22 protein-coding genes and 1 pseudogene are annotated in these 19,440 nt (G+C 61.8%); 13 read left to right on the forward strand and 10 right to left on the reverse strand.

Annotated features, from left to right (window positions below):
- The first annotated feature begins 3 nt into the window (after nucleotides 1-3).
- The 7 genes and pseudogenes from HQ394_RS02695 (at nucleotide 4) to HQ394_RS02725 (ending at nucleotide 3,551) form a co-directional block, all read left to right on the forward strand.
- On the forward strand, nucleotides 4-267 hold the full coding sequence (locus HQ394_RS02695; protein ID WP_190261911.1) for a hypothetical protein: 264 nt from the start codon (nucleotides 4-6) through the stop codon (nucleotides 265-267).
- 54 nt (nucleotides 268-321) lie between these two features.
- Nucleotides 322-573 (forward strand): annotated as a pseudogene (gene fliN / locus HQ394_RS02700) (flagellar motor switch protein FliN); the annotation flags it as partial.
- A gap of 7 nt (nucleotides 574-580) precedes the next feature.
- Nucleotides 581-1,033, forward strand: a complete 453-nt coding sequence (locus tag HQ394_RS02705) for a MotA/TolQ/ExbB proton channel family protein (protein ID WP_190261912.1) — start codon at nucleotides 581-583, stop codon at nucleotides 1,031-1,033.
- Between the two features lie 25 nt (nucleotides 1,034-1,058).
- Nucleotides 1,059-1,664 (forward strand): helix-turn-helix domain-containing protein, encoded by a 606-nt coding sequence (locus HQ394_RS02710; RefSeq protein WP_190261913.1) that lies wholly within the window; start codon nucleotides 1,059-1,061, stop codon nucleotides 1,662-1,664.
- Between the two features lie 5 nt (nucleotides 1,665-1,669).
- Nucleotides 1,670-2,029, forward strand: a complete 360-nt coding sequence (locus HQ394_RS02715; RefSeq protein ID WP_190261914.1) for an FHIPEP family type III secretion protein — start codon at nucleotides 1,670-1,672, stop codon at nucleotides 2,027-2,029.
- Nucleotides 2,026-2,757: a DEAD/DEAH box helicase family protein gene (locus HQ394_RS02720; protein WP_190261915.1), complete on the forward strand. Its 732-nt coding sequence runs from the start codon at nucleotides 2,026-2,028 to the stop codon at nucleotides 2,755-2,757. The genes HQ394_RS02715 and HQ394_RS02720 overlap by 4 nt, the downstream gene beginning before the upstream one ends.
- Nucleotides 2,754-3,551, forward strand: a complete 798-nt coding sequence (locus tag HQ394_RS02725; RefSeq protein ID WP_407644710.1) for a nucleotide-binding protein — start codon at nucleotides 2,754-2,756, stop codon at nucleotides 3,549-3,551. Before HQ394_RS02720 ends, HQ394_RS02725 begins: the two co-directional genes overlap by 4 nt.
- Before the next feature lie 86 nt (nucleotides 3,552-3,637).
- Here HQ394_RS02725 and HQ394_RS02730 read toward each other — a convergent pair whose 3' ends face one another.
- The 3 genes from HQ394_RS02730 to HQ394_RS02740 all read right to left on the reverse strand — a co-directional run bounded on the left by HQ394_RS02730 (nucleotide 3,638) and on the right by HQ394_RS02740 (nucleotide 6,125).
- Nucleotides 3,638-4,501 (reverse strand): glycosyltransferase family 29 protein, encoded by an 864-nt coding sequence (locus HQ394_RS02730; protein ID WP_223291802.1) that lies wholly within the window; start codon nucleotides 4,499-4,501, stop codon nucleotides 3,638-3,640.
- Nucleotides 4,488-5,147 (reverse strand): glycosyltransferase, encoded by a 660-nt coding sequence (locus HQ394_RS02735; protein WP_190261917.1) that lies wholly within the window; start codon nucleotides 5,145-5,147, stop codon nucleotides 4,488-4,490. The genes HQ394_RS02730 and HQ394_RS02735 overlap by 14 nt, the downstream gene beginning before the upstream one ends.
- Nucleotides 5,148-5,255: 108 nt before the next feature.
- On the reverse strand, nucleotides 5,256-6,125 hold the full coding sequence (locus HQ394_RS02740) for a glycosyltransferase family 29 protein (protein WP_190261918.1): 870 nt from the start codon (nucleotides 6,123-6,125) through the stop codon (nucleotides 5,256-5,258).
- 290 nt (nucleotides 6,126-6,415) lie between these two features.
- On the opposite strand from HQ394_RS02740, the gene HQ394_RS02745 reads away from it, so the two are divergent.
- Nucleotides 6,416-6,799 (forward strand): hypothetical protein, encoded by a 384-nt coding sequence (locus HQ394_RS02745; protein ID WP_190261919.1) that lies wholly within the window; start codon nucleotides 6,416-6,418, stop codon nucleotides 6,797-6,799.
- On the opposite strand, the gene HQ394_RS02750 is transcribed toward HQ394_RS02745, so the two are convergent.
- A complete protein-coding gene (locus tag HQ394_RS02750) occupies nucleotides 6,736-8,457 on the reverse strand; it encodes a glycoside hydrolase family 17 protein (RefSeq protein ID WP_190261920.1) in 1,722 nt (573 codons plus the stop codon). The genes HQ394_RS02745 and HQ394_RS02750 overlap by 64 nt on opposite strands.
- A gap of 293 nt (nucleotides 8,458-8,750) precedes the next feature.
- Between HQ394_RS02750 and HQ394_RS02755 the strand changes: the two genes are divergently transcribed.
- Nucleotides 8,751-9,518, forward strand: a complete 768-nt coding sequence (locus HQ394_RS02755) for an ImuA family protein (RefSeq protein ID WP_190261921.1) — start codon at nucleotides 8,751-8,753, stop codon at nucleotides 9,516-9,518.
- 22 nt (nucleotides 9,519-9,540) lie between these two features.
- Here the strand turns inward: HQ394_RS02755 and HQ394_RS02760 are convergent, their stop codons facing one another.
- Together HQ394_RS02760 and HQ394_RS02765 are read right to left on the reverse strand one after the other, a co-directional pair.
- On the reverse strand, nucleotides 9,541-10,560 hold the full coding sequence (locus HQ394_RS02760) for an endonuclease/exonuclease/phosphatase family protein (RefSeq protein WP_190261922.1): 1,020 nt from the start codon (nucleotides 10,558-10,560) through the stop codon (nucleotides 9,541-9,543).
- A 16-nt stretch (nucleotides 10,561-10,576) separates the two neighbouring features.
- Complete coding sequence (locus tag HQ394_RS02765) at nucleotides 10,577-11,254, reverse strand: TlpA disulfide reductase family protein (protein ID WP_317628983.1); 678 nt, start codon at nucleotides 11,252-11,254, stop codon at nucleotides 10,577-10,579.
- 38 nt (nucleotides 11,255-11,292) lie between these two features.
- Here HQ394_RS02765 and argH point away from each other — a divergent pair, with 38 nt between their 5' ends.
- The 3 genes from argH to HQ394_RS02780 all read left to right on the forward strand — a co-directional run bounded on the left by argH (nucleotide 11,293) and on the right by HQ394_RS02780 (nucleotide 14,723).
- Nucleotides 11,293-12,633, forward strand: coding sequence for an argininosuccinate lyase (argH, locus tag HQ394_RS02770; RefSeq protein ID WP_407644711.1), 1,341 nt, complete (start codon nucleotides 11,293-11,295; stop codon nucleotides 12,631-12,633).
- Between the two features lie 567 nt (nucleotides 12,634-13,200).
- Nucleotides 13,201-14,370 carry a L,D-transpeptidase family protein gene (locus tag HQ394_RS02775; RefSeq protein WP_223291803.1) on the forward strand — a complete coding sequence of 390 codons (1,170 nt, stop codon included), beginning with the start codon at nucleotides 13,201-13,203 and terminating at the stop codon, nucleotides 14,368-14,370.
- A gap of 101 nt (nucleotides 14,371-14,471) precedes the next feature.
- Nucleotides 14,472-14,723, forward strand: coding sequence for a GlsB/YeaQ/YmgE family stress response membrane protein (locus tag HQ394_RS02780; protein ID WP_190261926.1), 252 nt, complete (start codon nucleotides 14,472-14,474; stop codon nucleotides 14,721-14,723).
- A 44-nt stretch (nucleotides 14,724-14,767) separates the two neighbouring features.
- Here HQ394_RS02780 and HQ394_RS02785 read toward each other — a convergent pair whose 3' ends face one another.
- Both HQ394_RS02785 and queC read right to left on the reverse strand, forming a co-directional pair.
- Nucleotides 14,768-15,604: an N-acetylmuramoyl-L-alanine amidase family protein gene (locus HQ394_RS02785; RefSeq protein WP_190261927.1), complete on the reverse strand. Its 837-nt coding sequence runs from the start codon at nucleotides 15,602-15,604 to the stop codon at nucleotides 14,768-14,770.
- A 23-nt stretch (nucleotides 15,605-15,627) separates the two neighbouring features.
- Complete coding sequence (gene queC / locus HQ394_RS02790) at nucleotides 15,628-16,347, reverse strand: 7-cyano-7-deazaguanine synthase QueC (RefSeq protein WP_407644712.1); 720 nt, start codon at nucleotides 16,345-16,347, stop codon at nucleotides 15,628-15,630.
- 426 nt (nucleotides 16,348-16,773) lie between these two features.
- Between queC and HQ394_RS02795 the strand changes: the two genes are divergently transcribed.
- Complete coding sequence (locus tag HQ394_RS02795; RefSeq protein WP_190261928.1) at nucleotides 16,774-17,643, forward strand: NAD(P)H-binding protein; 870 nt, start codon at nucleotides 16,774-16,776, stop codon at nucleotides 17,641-17,643.
- A 20-nt stretch (nucleotides 17,644-17,663) separates the two neighbouring features.
- Here HQ394_RS02795 and HQ394_RS02800 read toward each other — a convergent pair whose 3' ends face one another.
- Together HQ394_RS02800 and purU are read right to left on the reverse strand one after the other, a co-directional pair.
- Nucleotides 17,664-18,404: a Crp/Fnr family transcriptional regulator gene (locus HQ394_RS02800; protein WP_190261929.1), complete on the reverse strand. Its 741-nt coding sequence runs from the start codon at nucleotides 18,402-18,404 to the stop codon at nucleotides 17,664-17,666.
- A 166-nt stretch (nucleotides 18,405-18,570) separates the two neighbouring features.
- Nucleotides 18,571-19,437, reverse strand: coding sequence for a formyltetrahydrofolate deformylase (gene purU, locus HQ394_RS02805; protein ID WP_190261930.1), 867 nt, complete (start codon nucleotides 19,435-19,437; stop codon nucleotides 18,571-18,573).
- Nucleotides 19,438-19,440: the final 3 nt, after the last annotated feature.

A 19,440-nucleotide genomic window follows, 5' to 3' on the forward strand; every position in this document is an offset into this window, starting at 1 on the left:
GACATGGTGGCACTGTGGCGCGAAATCGAAATCACCATCGATCAAATTCTGCGCCCGCTCGCACCCGCCGCGGTCGATGCGTTCGCACCCGCAGAGCCGATGCCGAACGTCTACGACCTTGCGATGCAGCCGATCGACGGCCACCCGGACGATCGAGTGCCGGAATCCTCCATCGTCCTGATCAACCCCAACCAGGGAGCGGACGCCAATGCCCAAATCGAAGGATTTCTCGCCCGGCCCGTTCAATGGCGCCACGCCGCCAGATGACGCCACAGCCGACGATCTGGTTGCGGTCGCAGCGGTAAGGCCGCCGGCAACGCTCCACGCTCCTTCCAAGAGCTCGACGCGGTCTACGACATCCCGGTGCAGGTTTCCGCCGTTCTCGGCCGGGCGACGATGAACGTGAGCCAGCTGCTGAAGCTGGGCCGTGGCGCAGTGGTCGAATTGGACCGCAAGGTCGGTGAGGCAATCGACATTTACGTCAACAACCGCTTGGTTGCCCGCGGCGAGGTGGTCGTGGTTGAAGACCGGCTGGGCGTGACGATGACCGAAATCGTCAAGAGTGAGCGGTGAGCCGCCGATGTCAACCGGCTCCTCCCGTCCCCTGCCCGTGGATGCCGCACTGACCGGCAGCCGACCGCAGCGGTTGCTGGACGCCAGCACTCTGTTCGGGCTCATGGCCGGCTTTACCCTCCTTGCCCTGGCGATGGTCCTCGGCGGCGCACCGGCGCTCGGCCTCATCGGCACGCTTGTCGGTCTGATGCAGATGCTGCGCAACCTCGATAGCCCGGCGCTGATGGGTCCGGCCATGGCGGTGGCGCTACTGACCACCTTCTACGGCGCTGTCCTCGGCCACATGGTGTTCACATCGCTGGCGGTAAAGCTCGAGCGCAAGGCGAACGCCGAGGCTGGGACGTGGCAGCTGTACATTTTGCCCGCCCTCTCCGTCAGCCGGCGGGAGAATACCCACCTGTTCGAGAACGCGATAAGCAGCATCCTGCCTCCCCGCAAACGCATCAACGTTTTCGATTGACTGTCCCTAGCAAGGAACCGCTGCCATGCGTCTCCTGATCGTCGGCAACCTCGCGGGTCAAGTCACCGCCACAAGCCAGATTGCCATGCGCCGCGGCGCCGAAATGATCCATGCCGACGGATTGCCCTCAGCGCTCAGGGTGCTGCGTGCCGGCCAGGAGATTCAGCTGGTGTTGATTGACGCGGCACTCGACGTGGCGGCGTTGACCGCAGCCCTCGGTGCCGAGCGAATCAGTGTTCCAGTAGTGGCCTGCGGTGTGGGAACGGATACGTGGGCGGCAGCGGCGGCGATCCGCGCCGGAGCGCGCGAGTTCCCGCCGCTGCCACCCGATGCGGAGCTGATTGGCGCCATCCTCGCTGCGGGCACCGCCCGATCTCTCGGCATCAGCGCCGATACGCCCTGTAAGACGGGACTGGTCGGCCGTACCGTCGCCGACGTGGAACGGGACCTGATCCTCGATACCCTCGACCATTGCCTCGGCAACCGCACCCACGCCGCCAACATCCTCGGGATCTCCATCCGGACGCTGCGCAACAAGCTGCGGCAATACACTGACGAGGGGGTCACCGTCTCGCCGCCCACCGGGCCGATGCGACCCCTGGCAATGCCCTTCGACGCTGGAGTCTGCTGATCGCCATGACCGAGGCACAGAGCACCGCCGCGGCAAATCTGTTTTCATGGACGACACTGGCGCGGCGCGCCCGGGGCGCGCTCCGCCAGGGCGACATGCTGCTGGCACCGGGGGTGATCAGCATACTGGTGATGCTGATCCTGCCCCTGCCTCAGTGGCTGCTCGACATCTGCCTCGCCTTCTCCATCACGACCATGGTGATGATCGTGCTGACCGCACGCTTCATCCATTGGCCGTTGGAATTCAACGCCTTCCCAACGATCCTGCTGCTGTCGACGATGATTCGTCTCGCCCTTAACATGGCGCCGACACGGCTGATCCTCACCCATGGTCACGAGGGCAGGTCTAGAGGCGGCTGGCAATGATGCGGCTCAAAACCTTCAATGCTCCGACGATCAGTCAGGCGATGCAGAGGGTCCGCACCGATCTTGGCGAGGACGCCATCATCGTCTCGACCGAGTCGGAGCGCGGCAAGCGTTCCGCTCGCATCGTCGCTGCGATCGAGGACGATCTCTTGCCGCCGCGTGCCATGCCTGCACGGGTGAACGACACCAGCGAAGCCACGAACGACGCTCTCGCGCACGCCCTGGCCTTTCATGGCGTGCCGGGTCCTCTCGTCTCCCACATGCAAGACGTCGCGCACGAGTTTGCCAACGAGGCGCCCCGCCTGGCGCTTTCAGCCGCCATCGACGCCGTCATCGACTTCCAGCCGCTATGCGAGCGATCCCAGTCAAGACCGATCATGCTGGTCGGCCCGACAGGCGCCGGCAAGACGCTGACAGCGGCCAAGCTGCTTCTGCGCGCCCACCAAGCGCAGCGCCCGACGTGGGCGATCTCCACCGACACGGCGCGCGCCGGCGGCATCGAATACCACAAAGCGATCACCCACCGCAGCCACCTGGCTGACGAGCGCCTGTGGTGTCGGCGCAATGACCAGCGGCAGCTCAAGAATGCGGGTAAACGCCTCCAGCTGTTCGCCGCCGCCGTCGATGCGGAACCGGTCGTCGTCTTCGCTGCCGCCGGTGGCGTCACCGAGACCATGAAGATGGCCGAGCAGGTCGCGTCAGCCTGCGCTGGGAGAAAAATGCCGTGAAGACCGTCATCGCGCCCACCAACCTCCGTCCATCGGCCCATGCGTATGGTTCGCAGACGATCGCCGTGGCCTCCGGAAAAGGCGGAGTCGGCAAAACCTGGTTTGCGATCACCCTGGCGCATGCGCTCGCCCGCGCCAACCGCAGCATCTTGCTGTTCGACGGCGACCTGGGACTGGCCAATGTGGACATTCATCTAGGGCTGATGCCGGACCGGAACCTGGGAGATGTCCTGTCCGGTCGTCTGGCGCTACCGCAGGTGGTGACCCGCTTCGCCCCGGGTCGGTTCGACATCATCGCCGGCCGCTCCGGCTGCGGCCGCCTGGCAACCCTGCCGCCAACCCGGCTGCAGCAGGTCAGCGATGATCTGCAGCGGATGACCGACCACTACGACCATATCATCCTCGACCTAGGCGCCGGCGTCGAACGGACAGTGCGCCAGCTGGTGCGCGGCGTCGGCCGCGTGGTCGTCGTCACCACGGATGAGCCCACCGCCCTCACCGACGCCTATGCATTCATCAAGCTGAGCCAGATGGACCGGCCGCAGGGCGACATCGCCATCGTCATCAACATGGCGTCATCCCGCCGCGACGGCGAACGCACTTATCACGCCCTGCGCAAGGCCTGTGAGGGCTTCCTCAAGATCTCGCCGCCACTGCTTGGCGTTATCCGCCGTGATGGCCATGTGCGCGAAGCCATTCGCGCACACAATTCGCTGCTGACCCGCTTTCCCAATACGGACGCGGCCATGGATGTCACCTCGATCGCCACTCGCCTGCTCACTGCAACGCGATAAGACGATCTCCGCCCCTCCGCGCCTCCACCTGCCGGCGTAGCGTCGAGGCCATTTGACGGCAGTAGCCCCGCGGGCGATCTGACGTGTCAGCGCTTGATGTTGCGAAAGGCTGTCTGGTTCGATTTTTCCACCGCGTGGCGAAGGCGAGTTCCCCAGCGCAGCAATCGACGGGAAAGACCGACCTGCAACTGCTCGTATACTGTCAGGCGTTGTGCAGGCGTGCCATCGGCCGAACCAAGACGAGCCTGCGTGTGGACGCCATGACGTTGCAGCAGCGCGTCGACTTCGGCGGTTACCCGAAGCTCGCCGGGAAAAGCAGCGAGAATGGCACAGAACAACTTCGGTTCCTGATCGAGGTCGTGATAGGTGCCCGCCTTGCGGTCCGCCGGGCCGTAATACTTTTGTGCCCCGCCGGGAGCGGTGCCAAACATGGTGAAGCCGGTTACGAACAGGCGTTCAAGCTGCAAAATCTGCGTCAGCAGGTAAATGGCATAGGTGCCATGGCTGAGCAGGCGTGTTCGGCCCTGCTGCGGGAAGCCGATGATATCGGGTGGAACCAGACACAGGCAGGGCGTATGGTCACCGACCCAGGTACGAAACGGCGTGATATCGAAGTCTGGCCCGCGCAGGACAAAGCTCAAGACGCAGCGCGGCGCTAGGGTATCGGCAGGAGACGGCGCCAAAGCGAGCGAATTGGTTTCATTGGCGACGAGCAAGTCGGTGCGCCGACCAATCCTGTGCTCCACATCGGTGACCTGCGCCCGGTTGAACCGCACCACCATGTCGTAGCTGTCGATCAGCGCCCCGTTGTCATAGTCGAGGATCGTCGCGGCGTTGCCGACAACCGCCAGCGAGCGAACCGACGCGAACATCTGCCGCAGGTCGAACTGGTCGAATCGCGGCGATGAAGCGCTCATCGCCGCCGCGCCGGGCAAATCATGCGGCGGCATGTAAACGATACTCGTCCCGATAATCGAGCCATATCTTGCCAAACGGATGATCGCGATAATTGTCGAACCAGGGTCCACCACTAGTGTAATGGATCAGCTTTGTCTGCGCATCCATCCGATCAAGAACATTCCATGTATTTGGAATCTCATCGATTTGTTCGTCTGGAACGTCCTGGAATCGATGCAGGTAACCACCGGTTTGCGTTTCCACGACCTGCTTCGTCCACAAACGGAGATGATCGCAATTCATCACCATTAGGCTCGACCAGTTTTTGCGCGGATAGACGGTTTGCACCTTGCCGTCCATTTTCACTTTCTCCGGCGGCCGGTGGTCGTGCTTGACGACGCGCAATGCCAACCCGTCCATCTTCAGATCGTCGAGCTCCTTGATATCACCAAGGCAAAGCATGTCGCAGTCCATAAATATCGCCTTGCCCTGATAACCACACAGGAAAGGTACAAGAAACCTCGTGTAGGTAAATTCGGTTGATTGCAGCGGATCATGCGTGCGGTTGAAGGCAAGATCTGGAAGACGCAGATATTTTATCTCAAGAGGAATGCTTGAATGTTTGCGCAGGCTATAGGCCAGTACATCCGAGCACTCACCTTCGCGTGAATCCCAACCGATGAAGATACGTAGAGCCATGAAGGAGTTCCATTGCAATCGGGTTTGAGGGTTAAGGTTCCGAACGACTCAAGGAGCGAACATCGGCCGCGAATAAAGGACGCGCGTCGTTCGACTGAGCCGCCAAACTCAGGATTTCCACCGCTTCAACTGCGCCGGAGCCACGACGCGACCGGCCTTCCGCTCCAGGCGACGGCGAAGGGAAAAACCCCAACTCAGCAAGGTCCACGCCAGCTTAGCGATGATGCGGCGGCGTAAACCGCTGAAGAAAGCGACGATGCGGCCGCCAACGCCGCTCGCAAACCTCGGCACCCGTGGAGAGAGCACAATGGCACCTCCCCTGAAGGATTTGCTGCGTTGAAGCGCGGCAGTAACCTCAGGAGTCATCTCCAACTGACCCTTGAAGGCGGCAAGAATTTCGCAAAAGACCCTGGCGTCCTCATCGAGATCGTGTTGGAATCCCAGCAGCCTGACCTCCGGCTCGTAATACTTCTGCGCAGCGGCAACAGGAGAGTAAAACGTAAATCCGGTTAGAAATAATCGTTCGATTTTAAACAGTGACAAAAAAGCATAAAGTGCATAAGTACCATTTAAAAATTGCCGCGACCTACCTGCCTGGGTGACATTGCGGATGTCAGGGGCGAACGTGATCAGAGCTGGGACATCGCCTATCCATTGGCGAAATGCCTGTGAATCGATATCTTTCCCCTTTGGACTCTTCGTCACGAAACAAACCAACGCCCGCGGGTTTAATGCTTCAGCAGGCGCCGGCGCGCGTTCAAGCGTGTTGCCAATATTGGCGACGAGAATATCGGTCCGAGATCCGATTTTGTCTTCGACGCCTTTCGTATATGCTCGGTTGAAGCGCACAATGATATCATAAGAGTCAATGGTCGGCCCGTTTTGATAATTGAGAATAGTCCCTGCATTGCCGACAATTGCCATCGACCGTGCATTCGCAAACATATCGTACAGTTGAAGAACGTCAAGACGGGGCACGCCGGCTCACTCCCGTAGTCCGATCACAAATTATGTCATTATGCGATCGCAAGTTTAGCTTCAAGCAACACATCGTCGAACGGCACGCGGCCTTGATAACCGGGATGCCACACCGGTCATAGCGAAGGACGCAAGCGCGACGCGACGTTAGACGTCGTACCGGCAATTCCATCATTTCGATCTGCGCCTCGCCGGCTTACACGCAGGCGTGGTGGCCCTTGACGCTGCAGCCGAAGCGCGTCAGACGACAACTTCAGAAGGCCCGACAAGACAGTGAGTGGGAGCGGCACGTGCGAAAATGGCAGTTGTCCGGGGCGTATCGACGGCTTGCCGCCAGTGCGGGGTTGATGGCGCTCGGCTTTCTCGCCGGCACAGCGGTACGGTATTTATTCGTTCAGACACCCGAGCTGGCCTGGGCATGCAGCGGCGCAGACGATCCATGGTGGTGTGCCCTGCGGGAAGCCCTGATCGAAACCTTTCGTTGGCAGGGTTTGGGACTGATCGCCATTGCCGCCGGTGCCATAGCGCTGCTGCGGCGGACGCAGACCGCCACCGGGGGCCGCCTCGCTGCCGCTTTGGCAATGGCAACCGGCGCCGCCGGTCTCTTCCTCTACGCGCCGGAACTGTCTGCTGCCGGGCTGCTCCTGGGGCTGCTGCGGATGACTCGCGCATGAGGCTCACCAGCAAGCAGCCGGCCGGAGCGGTGGTGCGTTTCGACCCACACCGCCAGCGCCAGGAGGAGATTGGCGCCCATCAGCCCCCAGGCCTGAAAATTCCACGGTGCTTCCGACAAGCCGACGAGAATGCCGCCCACTCCAATCAGCAGGGCGAGGAGGCGTTCCTCGCGTAGATCGTCGCCCGGGCGCGGCACCGCTGCCTGCCGCCGCTCCACCCAGGCGATGGCCAGGAACGCTGCCGCCGGGAGTGCCGTCAGCGCCACCGGAAAATCGCGGTAGCGGGCATCGAACAGGAAACACAGCGTGGTCACCGCGGCTCCGAGCAGCACCGCGGCGCGGATGGCACCAAGCGTGATGCCAAGGTGTTGGGTCGCCGGCCGGTGGTGCTGTCGCCACCAGGCGATTAGTTGAAAGATTGAGCACGGCAGTGCCGGACGCGCTTCCGCAGGGCGGACGAGGGCAACGCAGGCAAGCATCACCGCGGCGGCGGCCAGTATCCACCGCGAGCCCCAGACGAGCGCATCGAGAAAGCCGAGGCTGGCATCCATCGCCGCCAGGCCGCCTACGACCAGGAGTACTCCCGCCGCCTGACCTGCCACCGCCAGCGCAAGCCATCCCACGGAGTNCAATCGACGGGCGCGGCAAAACGCCGGGATGATCAAGATGACGCCAAGACCTGCACCGACCAGGAAGTGAACGAACCAGTGCGGATCGTTGCTCACCGGCCCCTGCAGCGGGAATTTGGGCTGCCGATCCTCCGTGTAGACGCCCCAGTGGCCGCCGACCGTCCCCTCCAGGCGGCGTTTCCATGGTTGATCGAAGCTCTCGATCAGGTTGAGTCCGAGGTCTTCGGTTGCCGTCGCCCGCATCAGTTCGCGGACGAACCGCGCCTGGTTAACCAGGCTCGGCAGTGCTCCTTCGCGCATCCGTCCGGCACTCGGCCAGCCAGCCTCGCCGATGAAGATGCGCTTGCCCGGAAACGCATCGGCCACGTGGTGGACGATGGCAAGGACATGTGGAACCGCTTTGGCGATGCCGACCGGATCGTCCTCCCAGTAGGGCAAGGTGTGGATGGTGACGAAATCGACAGCGGCAGCCACCGACGGATTCTTCAGCCAGAATTCCCACACGTCGGCATAAGTCACTGGAATCGAGGACGGCAGGGCAGCCCGCGCGCGATTGATCAGCGCTATCAACCCGGCGGCAGGTTGCTCCTGACGCAACAGCACCTCGTTGCCGACGATCAGCGCGGCAACGGTTTCGGGATAGCGACGGGCGAGGTCGACCGCCCGGTCCAGTTCGATCCGGTTCTTTTGCTGTTCCCAGCCAACCCAGGCGCCGAGCATGACCTTCATGCCCAACTTGGCAGCGACCGGCACCACGGCATCGAGCCCGAGCCTTACGGAGTAGGTACGGACGCAACCGGTGCGCTCGGCGAGGAGGCGCAGGTCGCGTTCAACCTGCTCCGGCGGGATAACCAGGTTTTCATCGAACGGCGTCTGATCATCCATGAACGGCGCATAGGACAGGCAGGAAAAGCGGGCGTCCGGCGCCTCGACGATGGCAACCGGTCGGCCAATGCCCCACCAGGCGGCGAAGGCGGCGGCGATGGCGATCGCAAGGGCGAGCGTGATCACAGCAATTGGTAAGCGCATGTCAGCGAGTGACCGTAAGGGGGAGTGTCAGCGGCGGGTGTAAAGCGCGGTTTACCGGCACGTGGGCGCAATACATCATCGTTGGCATGCCTTCTTCTTCCGCCGCGGTCGGTTGCTGCCTCTCCGCGAGCCGGGTTGCCGTCGCTAGCGTCTTTCTCCGTTCTGGGCAAGAGATAAGCCTGGGCAGACGAGAGCGGATCACTGTCAAAGGCGGTCGGCGAGCGTTTCGTCGTTGACTCGGCGCCGATAAGGAACGAAATACGAACAACCCTGTCAGACAGTTGAGAGCGCCAATGCCACCGGATAGTCGCCATTCCGTCATCGTCGACCTGCGGGCGCACTTCGACCGCCTGGAACAGGGCGGTCGTCGGCGCGACCGCCGGGTGATCCCCTTCGAGGTTCCCGCCATCGACGCGCATCTGCCCGATGGCGGCCTCGCCACCGGTGCGTTGCACGAGATTGCTGCCGCCGGTAATGCCGCCCACGATGTCGCCGCCGCCACCTTGTTCGCCGCCGGTATCCTTGCCCGGTCGTCCGGTCCTGTCCTCTGGTGTCTGAAGGCGCACGACCTGTTTGCACCAGGACTAGCCGGCGTCGGCTTGCAGCCGGACCGTGTCATCTACGCCGAGACCGGTGACGAGAAAACGGTGCTGCTGGTGATGGAGGAAGGGCTCCGCCACGGCGGCCTCGCCGGCGTCGTTGGCGAATTCACCCGGTTGCCGACGACCGCCGCCCGCCGGCTGCAACTGGCAGCCGAAACGTCCGGCGTCCTGGCCTTGGCGCTTCCGCGTGGTATAGCTGGTGGCAAGCCGGAGGACAGGGCAGACGAATCCACCCCCGCAACGACCCGCTGGCAGATCGGTGCCGAACCGTCTGGCCCTCGGGTGGTAGAGGGCCTCGGCCGAGACCGCTGGCGGGTGGCGCTGACCCGCTGCCGCGGTGGAGCGTCGGCCGAGTGGATTCTGGAAGCCTGCGATGCGGCGGGTCGTCTCGCGGTTCCTGCCGACGCGACCGACCGGCTGGCTGCAGCAACCTCACCCATCTTCGCCATCGCCGGATAAACGGACTGCACAGCTTCGACACTCAGCGGAAGGCGAATTCGGCGACAACGGGCGCGTGGAACGACTCCGGCGAACCGCGGACCGCGTGCGCGGTGATCAACTCGTCACCCAGCGCTTCGTTGTGAATCTCGAATGTCCGATACCAGGCAAGCAGCGGCCGCGACACCAGAACATGGTCGAGCATCTGCGGACGACCATGGTGAACAACCGAAAACCGCCGCGAATCGGCAAGCGAACGCTCCAACGGCACGAGAGTGCGCATCGCCAAATGTGGGTTGCCTGCATCCTCTTCATCACCGCAAATAGTCCGCACTGGAACCTGGTGCGTTTCGGCATTGAAGTCGCCGCAGACGGCGATCAGTGCCTGTGCATCAGCATCGAACAGCCGCTCCACGAACAACCGAACTTCCAGCGCTTGGCCTGCCCGCTTCACCGCCGCGAGAAAAATCCNCTCCGCCCAGCCAGCCATGCTGCGCCATATCAGCGAATCTGCTTTCTGCCCGGCGATAAAGGCGGCACGAGGAGCCCGCAGGTGCACGTTGATCACGTGCAACCGCCGACCTTGCGGCAGGTCGACGGCCATATAAAGGAACGGACGATCCCATTCGATCGGCTCCGCCTCAGCATCCGCATTCGCCGTCGTCAATCGTCTGTGCATCAGCGCCGGTACCAGGTCGTGGAAAATCTGCCGTTCTTCGCAGAACGGCCAACGGCTGAGAATCAGCAGGTTATGCTTGTCGCGTGGACTCCCGCGACTGCGACTGTGCGAACTGAAGCGGTGATAATCGGCATAGGGGGTGTGGACGAGCAGCCGGTCGAGAGCCGCTAGCGTCCGCCCCTTGCCGTGCTCCGCTCGTTGGCTGTCAATTTCTTGCAAACAAAGAATATCGGCGGCAAGTCGAACCAATTGCGGGCGGATAAGCTGAATACGCTCGTTCAGTTGATCGTTAGCGATCGTCGTGTCAGTTCCGGATAGCTGGCCGAAGGTTTCGACGTTGAAAGTAGCGATACGGCAAGTGTGGGTGACCTCCCTGTCCGCCACAGCCCACCTCTCCTGCTCACGCAGCCGGGGCAAGACAGGCGGTGAGGAACTCGATCGTCGCCGGAGCGTCCCATTCCGCCGCCCCCACCACGCGTCCTACCTGGCGTCCCTGGGCATCAAAGAACACTGTCGTCGGCAGGCCGACGATGTCGAGGGTCCGTGCCACCTTGCTGAGTGCGTCGATGGATACCGGCAGGCCGGTGAGCCCGTTCTTGTCGAAGTACTGCCGCACCACAGGCGCGCCTTCGCGGTCGGAGGAAAGCGCCAACACGACGATCCCCCTCTTTTCCACTTTCTTGGCGAGAGCATCGAGCGCTGGCATCTCCTTGATACAGGGCCCGCACCAAGTGGCCCAGAAATTGACCACCAGCGCTGCCCCCGATACGCTGCGAGCGATCGCGCCTTGCCCGTCTCGTCGGTAAACAGCTGATCCGGAGCTGGAAGCGGCTTCGCCGCAGCGGAAAAATTGCCGAGTGATGACGGCGGCCGACTGCAGTCGGCCGTCGTGGCGCTTGCGTGCCAAGGCGAGATAGCGACAATGACACCGATCAGCCCTCCGGCCATGCCGGTGACGATACTGCGCAGGTAGCTCATGACTGTTGTCCCGTGATGAACGAGCCGAATTCTTCAATCGCCGCCGCCGGCTCCGATACCAGGAGCGATGAAGCAGGTGAATCGACGACGACGAGTCCAATCTGGGGCGGCCGTTTCGCCCGCGGGCCGTCCGCTATCATGGAAGACATCAACGTTTCCATCGACTTCGACTGCCGGTTGATCCGTCAGGACGTCCGCGCCTCAAAAGCGCATGCAGCCATGCTGGCGACCTGTGGCATCATCTCGCAAGCGGATTCCGCGGCTATCGTCGCCGGCCTGGATTTAATCCTTGCCGAGTCCGAAACTGGTCAGTTCGTGCCCACGCGGGCGCTCGAAGACATCCATATGAATGTGGAGAGCCGGCTTGCCGTGTTGAGCGGCGAGGCGGCTGGACGACTGCACACTGCTCGCTCCCGCAACGACCAGGTCGCAACCGACTTTCGGCTGTGGGTCCGTGATACGATCGACGACCTGGACCGTGCCCTTATCCGACTGCAGGCGGTGCTCATTGACCGCGCCGAACAACACGCTGACTGGATCATGCCAGGATTCACCCACCTGCAGGCAGCCCAGCCGGTGACGCTCGGCCATCACCTGCTCGCCTACGTGGAAATGCTGGGCCGTGATCGTGGCCGCTTCACCGACGCACGGCGGCGACTGAACGAATGCCCGCTCGGCGCCGCGGCCTTAGCCGGCACGTCGTTTCCAATTGATCGGCGACAAACAGCGGCAGCACTAGGATTCGACCGACCGGCGGCAAATTCGCTCGACGCCGTTTCCGATCGCGATTTCGCGATCGAGTTTCTTGCCGCGGCGGCGATTCTGACGACGCACCTATCGCGTCTCGGCGAGGAGATTGTGATCTGGTCGTGTGAGCAGTTCGGCTTTCTCAGGTTGTCCGACGACTTCTCCACCGGCAGTTCAATCATGCCGCAGAAGCGCAACCCTGATGCCGCCGAATTGGTACGCGCCAAGAGCGGCCGCATCATCGGTGCCCTGACTGGGCTGCTGATCGTGATTAAGGGCCTGCCGCTTGCCTATGCCAAGGACATGCAAGAAGACAAGGAACCGGTGTTTCAAACAGCCGACACGCTCATGCTCTGCCTCGCGGCGATGACCGGCATGATGGAAACGGCGGCATTCGACCGGGCGCGGATGCGCGCCGCTGCGGAGCGCGGATTTCCTTCAGCGACGGACCTAGCGGACTGGCTGGTGCGGGTTAAGGGGATGCCTTTCCGGCGCGCCCACCATGCGGCGGGCTCGCTGGTCCGCTTGGCGGAAGGCGTTCCTTGTCGGCTGGAGGAGTTGACGCTGGTGCAGATGCAGAGCGTCGAACCCTCGATCGATGCGAGCGTCTTCGATGTGCTCGGCGTTGAGCGTTCGGTCGAAAGCCGCACCTCGGAGGGCGGCACCGCACCGGCGAACGTCCGTGCCGCCGCAGCTGCCGCCCGGACACGCTTCCTCTCTCTATCTACGTGAAAAGCGTTGCGCCGGTCCCGTACGCGTCATCCCTCGTTCTGCTGCGACTGCGGGTATTTCGCAGCATCGACGTGACATCCTGCCTATGCTGATTAAATGATACCTTGACGCGTCGCTGAGAGTGACGGATTACCCGCATCGATTCGGGCGGCGCCTTCTGGCGACACGCGTCGGTGGGACGGGAGATACAAACGTGCAGCAGCGTAAGCATCGGCAGTCACTCGCACTCCGGTGGACGGACAGCATCATCGAAAAGGCGGCGCGACAACGCGCTGCGGCCTTTGCCGGCAGGAGTCAATCGCGACTGGCGATGGCCACCCTGATGCTGGGGATTATCGGCCTTGCCGCTTGCAGTTCCCCGCCAGCCAATCCGGCGAGGAAGCCGACGAGCACCCTCTCCCCCCCTGCCGCCAGTACACAGCCGGCAGCGAAGCCGGTAACCACGGCGCGGCCAGTTCCCCCGCTTCGACGGCGGAGGGCCAGCCGGGCCCGACCGCCGCCAGTCGACCCATGGTCACCAGCGTAACGCTTCCCCCGCCGGGTGCGAAAGTGACGAGCACGGCGCCCGTGCACCCGGCGGAACTTCCGGCAGGGGCGGCAGTCACGACGGCGAGACTGGCGAGCGCTTCCCCGGCAGCACAAATCCAGTCAGCGACCACTGCGCCTGCTGCCGCTGCCGCGCCACCCGCCTTCGCCATCGCCCGCTCACCGCAGGCACCCACTGTCGCCGGCGCCCCGGTCCAGAACACGGTCGCGACCGTCTCTTCGGTGGCTCGCCCCGCTTCCGGAGTGGCCACCAATCCCGAAGCACCTGACGAAGTGATCGGCGATCTCAAAATTTACTCGGCTCGCTACGATACGCTCCTCGATATAGCCCTCGACAACGATTTAGGTTTCCTCGAACTCGTCGCTGCCAACCAGGGTGTCGACCCATGGCTGCCGGGCGCCGGGACCAAGATCATGCTGCCTAAGGCTCGGATCGAGCCGAAAGGCCCTCGCGAGGGAATCGTCATCAACATCCCCGAACAACGGATGTACTTTTACCAAAAGGGGCTTCTGGTCGATACCTATCCCATCGGCGTGTTCCGCGACGGATTCTCAACCCCGATCGGCAGCACCAGGATCGTCCGCAAAACAGTCGACCCCACTTGGTATCCAACCCAATCCTCGCGCGAGGAACATCCCGAACTGCCAGCTGCGGTGCCGTCCGGTCCTGACAATCCGCTCGGCAGCCGCGCCATGTATCTTGGTTGGGCGCGCTACATCATCCATGGCACCAACAAGCCCTACGGCGTCGGACGACGGGTGAGCCATGGCTGTATCCGCATGCAGCCACAGGACGTGGAGGCACTCTATGACATGGCTCCGGTGGGCACCCGGGTGCACACTGTGAGCCAGACGATCAAAGTTGGCTGGTGGCGAGGCGAGCTTTTCCTGCAGGCTCATCCCACCCTCGAACAGGGGATCTCACTGGAGGAAACCGGCAAAATCGATCCGATCGACGTTCCGGATGTGCGCGAGAAGGTGACGGCAAAAGCCGGTGCATTCGCCGACCGGGTGGACTGGGCTGCTGTGGAGACGGCGTTGAAGGAACGTCGGGGAATCCCCTTGCAGATTACCAACCGCCAGTCCCCGGTTGCCACCGTTATACCGACACCGTCGTCACCGTTGTTGGAAGCAAAGGCAGCCGCCGCGCCGGTAGCGCTGGCCACAGCACAGAATGTAATCCGCCAATAGCGCACAAGGTTCATGACCACTACATTATTGTTTATGGTTTATTGCCATGCTGCTCGTGAATGGTTCGGGGCGGCTGAGGAGCGATAAGGAGAATTTAGGACATGACGGGACTTCTCGGCTTCCTGATCATCGGCCTGATCGCGGGTTGGATCGCCGGCAAGCTGATCAAAGGATCGGGATTTGGCCTGCTTGGTAATCTTCTCGTCGGCTGTGGCGGCGCGATCGCCGGCGGATTGCTGTTTTCGCTGATCGGGCTAAAGGGCACGGGGCTCATCGGCTCACTGGTGACGGCAGTGGTTGGCGCCATTGTCTGTCTCTTCATCGCCGCGAAGTTAAAGAATCGCTCAGCGTAGCGTCACGACAGGTCCGCCCACGAGAGGGCCGGCCGCGGCATCCATCATCGCCGCGGTTCGCCCGCCGGACTACAGAAGCGCGCAGCGGCGGCAACAACTGCCGCTGCCACCTGTTCACGAAAACGAGGAGTCTGCACCGTCAGCTCTTCGCTTCGATGTTTGATCACGCCTGCTTCCAGCAGGACCGCCGGAGCACGCGCTCCACGCAGCACCGCAAGACCATCATAGGCGTAGAGTCCGATAGCGGCATCCAACAGCGGTCGGTTTTCCCCGGNGATCGGCTCGGCGTGGTGCAGCGACGGTTGCAAGCCACTCGCCGTTAATGCTTCGCCAATGTTGCGGGCGAACCGCTCGCTCTCAGCGGCGAAGATATTGGCACGCGAGACGAACAACGAATAGCCGGCAAAGCGATCGCTGAAATCGAGCTTACGGCCGTCTACCGTCCAGGGATCCAGGTATTTTGGCTGCACCGAGTCGTGGTGGACCGACAGCAGCAGCGTCGGCTGCAGTTGATTGATCGCCTTCACCCTCTCAGCCAGCGACAGACTGGCCCCTTCCGCATTGAACAGCAGCGNGATGCCCCCAGCCCGAGCCAGCGCAGCAGCGATCCCGTGCGCCAGATCCCGATTGAATAAAAATTCGGATCGGCCGCGCGCGGACAACGATCCTCCGTCCTGGAGGCCATGGCCAACATCAATGATGATGCGGGGTGAGCCGTCGGGACAAGCTCCCAGCATCGGTGCTGGCGCGGCAGCGATGCCGGTTATTCCCAGCACCAGCACACAGAGAAGCGCTAGCAGGACAATCTGGCACCACCGGCCAAGGGTAATGCAGTGATTGGCAGGAGGCTGGAAGCAAAGTCCGGTGCAGAATCCGTCCATCTCCCTCCCCGCCCTGCTCTTGTTCACTCCACCGCGTCTGACGCTTCGATAAAGCGCGTGTAGCCATCCGCGCGAAGCCGACACGCAGGGCACTCGCCGCAGCCGTATCCCCAGGGAAACCGCTGCCCTCTCTGTCCCATATAGCACGTGTGAGTATGCTCGAGCACGATGTCCTGCAGCGATCCACCGCCCAAGGATCGGGCGAGTGCCCACGTCTCCGCCTTATCAAGCCACATCAAGGGGGTGTGCAGGACGAAATTTGCCGCCATGCCAAGGTTGAGCGCGAGTTGCATTGCCTTGATCGTATCGTCGCGGCAATCGGGATAGCCGGAGAAATCCGTCTCGCACATGCCGCCAATAACGTGGCGAATGCCTCGCCGGTAAGCGACGATGGCAGCAAACGTCAGGAACAGAAGGTTCCGACCTGGAACAAACGTGTTCGGCAGCCCTAGCTCGCCGATGGCGATCGCCACTTCGCGGGTTAGCGCAGTCTGGCTGATCCCGCCCAAGGCCGACAGCTCGATAAGATGATGCTCTCCCATACGCGCCGCCCAGTCGGGAAACTGTTGGCGGATTTCGGCCAGCACCGACTTCCGACAGGTGAGTTCGATCACATGGCGTTGACCATAGTCGAAGGCGATCGTCTCGACGGTGGCGAAGCGATCCAAAGCCCACGCCAGGCATGTGGTTGAATCCTGCCCCCCGGAGAAAAGAACGAGTGCGCGATTATCGGTCAGCATCATCCACCGTCAGTTGCTGTGATTATGTGTAGCATGATGAACGTTTCCGGTGAAGCCACGCGGTTGCCTCGCCAAAAACGCGCATTCCATGCCCCCTGGACAGCACTGACAGTAGATGGCGAAGCAACATCGTGCGGGTGAGGCTAGCCCGTCTTATTCAGGAGGTTGATACCGGGTGACGCTTTTGTCAGCATTGTCAATGCGTTACGCGAAACTGACGTGTGGCAAATTTTGCCACGGCACGGACGCTGGAAACGATTGCGTTCCATGCGGTTGGGCTTGGATGGCGGCATTCGGCGCATAAGACGGGCTAGTGGGAATGCTTAAGGAATAGGCGCATCCTACGAAGGGTTGTTATCTGTGAGAGCGTCTATAATTTAGGCAGGTTGGCGACGGGTCGAGAATAAAAATAAATGGGACGCCTATCGAATGGAGGTGAATGCGAAAATCCTCGTTACCGGCGCGACCGGAACCATTGGCCGCGAAATCATCCGGCAATTGACTGTACGTGGCATTGCCGTGCGCGCACTCGTCCGCCAAGCAGGACGGATCCGGTGGGATACGCCGCTGGCAGAGCAAGCCGAAGGAGATCTTGACGACGTAGCAAGCCTAGAACGGTCCATGCGAGGGATCGAAAAGNNGTCATTTGTCATTGCTGAATTGCATGAGGCCATGGCGAACAGGGTCGCCAATGTGATTGCCGCGGCCCGCAAAGCCGGAGTCAGGCATCTGGTCCGTTTCTCAACACTCGGCGCGGATCGCGGCTCACCCTGCCAAAGCTTCTGCCTGCATGGCGAGGCGGATGCGATGGTAATTGCGTCCGACTTAGCCTTCACCATTCTCCGGCCGAACGCATTCTTTCAAGAACTGCTTAGCAATGCAGCGAGTATCAAGTCGTCCAGTCGGCTTGTTTCGGCCGTGGGAACGGGTCGTCAGAGCCTAGTTGATCTGCGCGACCTGGCTGAGGCAGCGATGCGCGTGCTGACGGAGCCGAACCATACGCAACACATCTACACATTGACCGGGCCAGAGGCTCTCTCCCAGCATGACATCGCCCGTGAATTGACCAGCCTGCTTGCTCGTCCTATTGTCTGTCAGCCGCTGACGCCGAAAGAGGTGGAGCAGTCGCTCCTCGCTGCCGGCGTCTCCGTCTGGCGGGCGCATGCAATGGCCGAAGTTCAGGCGGAGATGGTTACCGACGCTTTTGCCGAATCGACGCCGGAGCTGTCCGCTTTACTTGCCCGCCCAGCCCGGCGCTTTGCCGAATTCGTGCGCGAAAACGCCGCTGCCTTTCTTTAGCCTTTTGCGTCATCCCCTCATCAGCCACGGACATCGCTGACCATAGACTGCAGGCGACGCATGTCGTGAATGACGAGCGCACCCTTGCAACGTTCCAGAATCCCCTTCCGCGCCAAATCGTTCAGGACACGTGCAACGGTCTCGCGCGTGGTCGACACGCGGCTCGCAATATCGCTGTGCACGGGAATGGGCTCGATGATCGCCGCGTTCGGTCGATTTCGGTGTGCCTGGGCTTGGCGCAGGAGTTCCGCTTGCACCCGACTCTGCGCCGCAAGCGTACTCAAGTCGAGGATACGATCCTGCGCCGCGCGAACCATCGCTGCCAGACGCTGCATCACTTTCAATGCCAAGTTAGGGTAGCGCGTGCAGAGATCGAGAAAAACCGAGCGAGGCAGCGCCAGAACGAGAGAATCTTCTATCGCCATGACGCCGGTGGAGCGTGGCGCGCCGTCGATGGCGGAGATTTCGCCGAGGAAGGCACCAGATGTCAACTCTTCGTAAGTAATTTCACGCCCGCTCATCGAGTAGTTAACGATGCGCACCTGTCCGCGTACGAGAAACAGCAGATCCGTGCTCGGGCTGTCGCGATCGACAATAAGCTCGTCTGCAGTAAAGCGACGGTAGCGACACTGCTGCTCGATCCGCGTCAAATCCTGCACCGGCAATTCGCTGAGCAGCGGAACCTGGGATAACAGACTGCGCTCCGCACCTCTTTCCGCGCTTACCTTCGCCTGATGCCCAGTTGCGACCGTTTCCAGCATCGTCACCCCCATCCACTATTAGATGTATGCACATCGCCGTGCACAACCTAAAGATACAGAAGATGCTCGAAACACGCCAGTGTTTTCTGCCTCCTATAGTAGAATTATTTTTTCGCAACCTACTTAAAATAGATGCCTTGCGGTCATTTGCAGGCTCCGCCAGAAGCTAACGCAGGACAACCGTCTTGCCGTCGTTGATCAGGACTCGGTGCTCGATATGGTAGCGAATCGCCCGAGCAAGCACGACATTTTCGCTATCACGCCCTAGGCGGGCCAAATCCTCCGGTGAGGATGTGTGGTCTACCCTCTCCACCGCCTGCTCAATAATCGGCCCGGCATCCAGGTCGGCGACCACATAATGCGCGGTGGCACCGATCAGCTTCACACCCAGAGCGTGTGCCTGATGGTAAGGTTTTGAGCCCTTAAAGCCTGGCAAAAACGAATGATGGATGTTGATGCAGCGCCCTCGCAGCCGATCACAGCTTCGGGNGGTCAAAATTTGCATGTAGCGGGCGAGGATCACCAGATCGATGTCCAACTCGTCGATCAGCCGCAGCACCTCGGCCTCCTGTTCCGCCTTGCTCGCCGNCCGGACGGGGAGATGATGGAAGGGAATGTCGTGCCACGCCGCAAGCGGCTCCAGGTCGGGATGGTTGGAAACGATCGCCGGAATCTCCACCCGGAGATCACCCGTACGATAGCGGTAGAGAAGATCATTCAGACAATGATCGGCGCGCGAGACCATGATCAGCAAGCGCTCCTTGCGGTGCGCATCGTGAATTCCCCACACCATCTGGAAGCGTTCGGCGATGCGAGAGAATTGCTGCGCCACCACGTCGAGCGGCGGCGTGTTCTGACCCGGGCGAAAGCACGTGCGCATGAAAAAGCGCTGTGACAGTGGATCACCGAAGTGGGTTGATTCGGTAATGAACGCTTCGCGATCGGCGAGGAAGCTCGCCACCGCAGCGACGATGCCGGTGGCGTCGGGGCACGAGATAGTCAGGATGAACAGTCGATCGTTGGTCTCGCCCATGCT

The sequence above is a fragment of the Defluviicoccus vanus genome (genome assembly GCF_014672695.1).
Taxonomy (GTDB): domain Bacteria; phylum Pseudomonadota; class Alphaproteobacteria; order Rhodospirillales; family Defluviicoccaceae; genus Defluviicoccus; species Defluviicoccus vanus.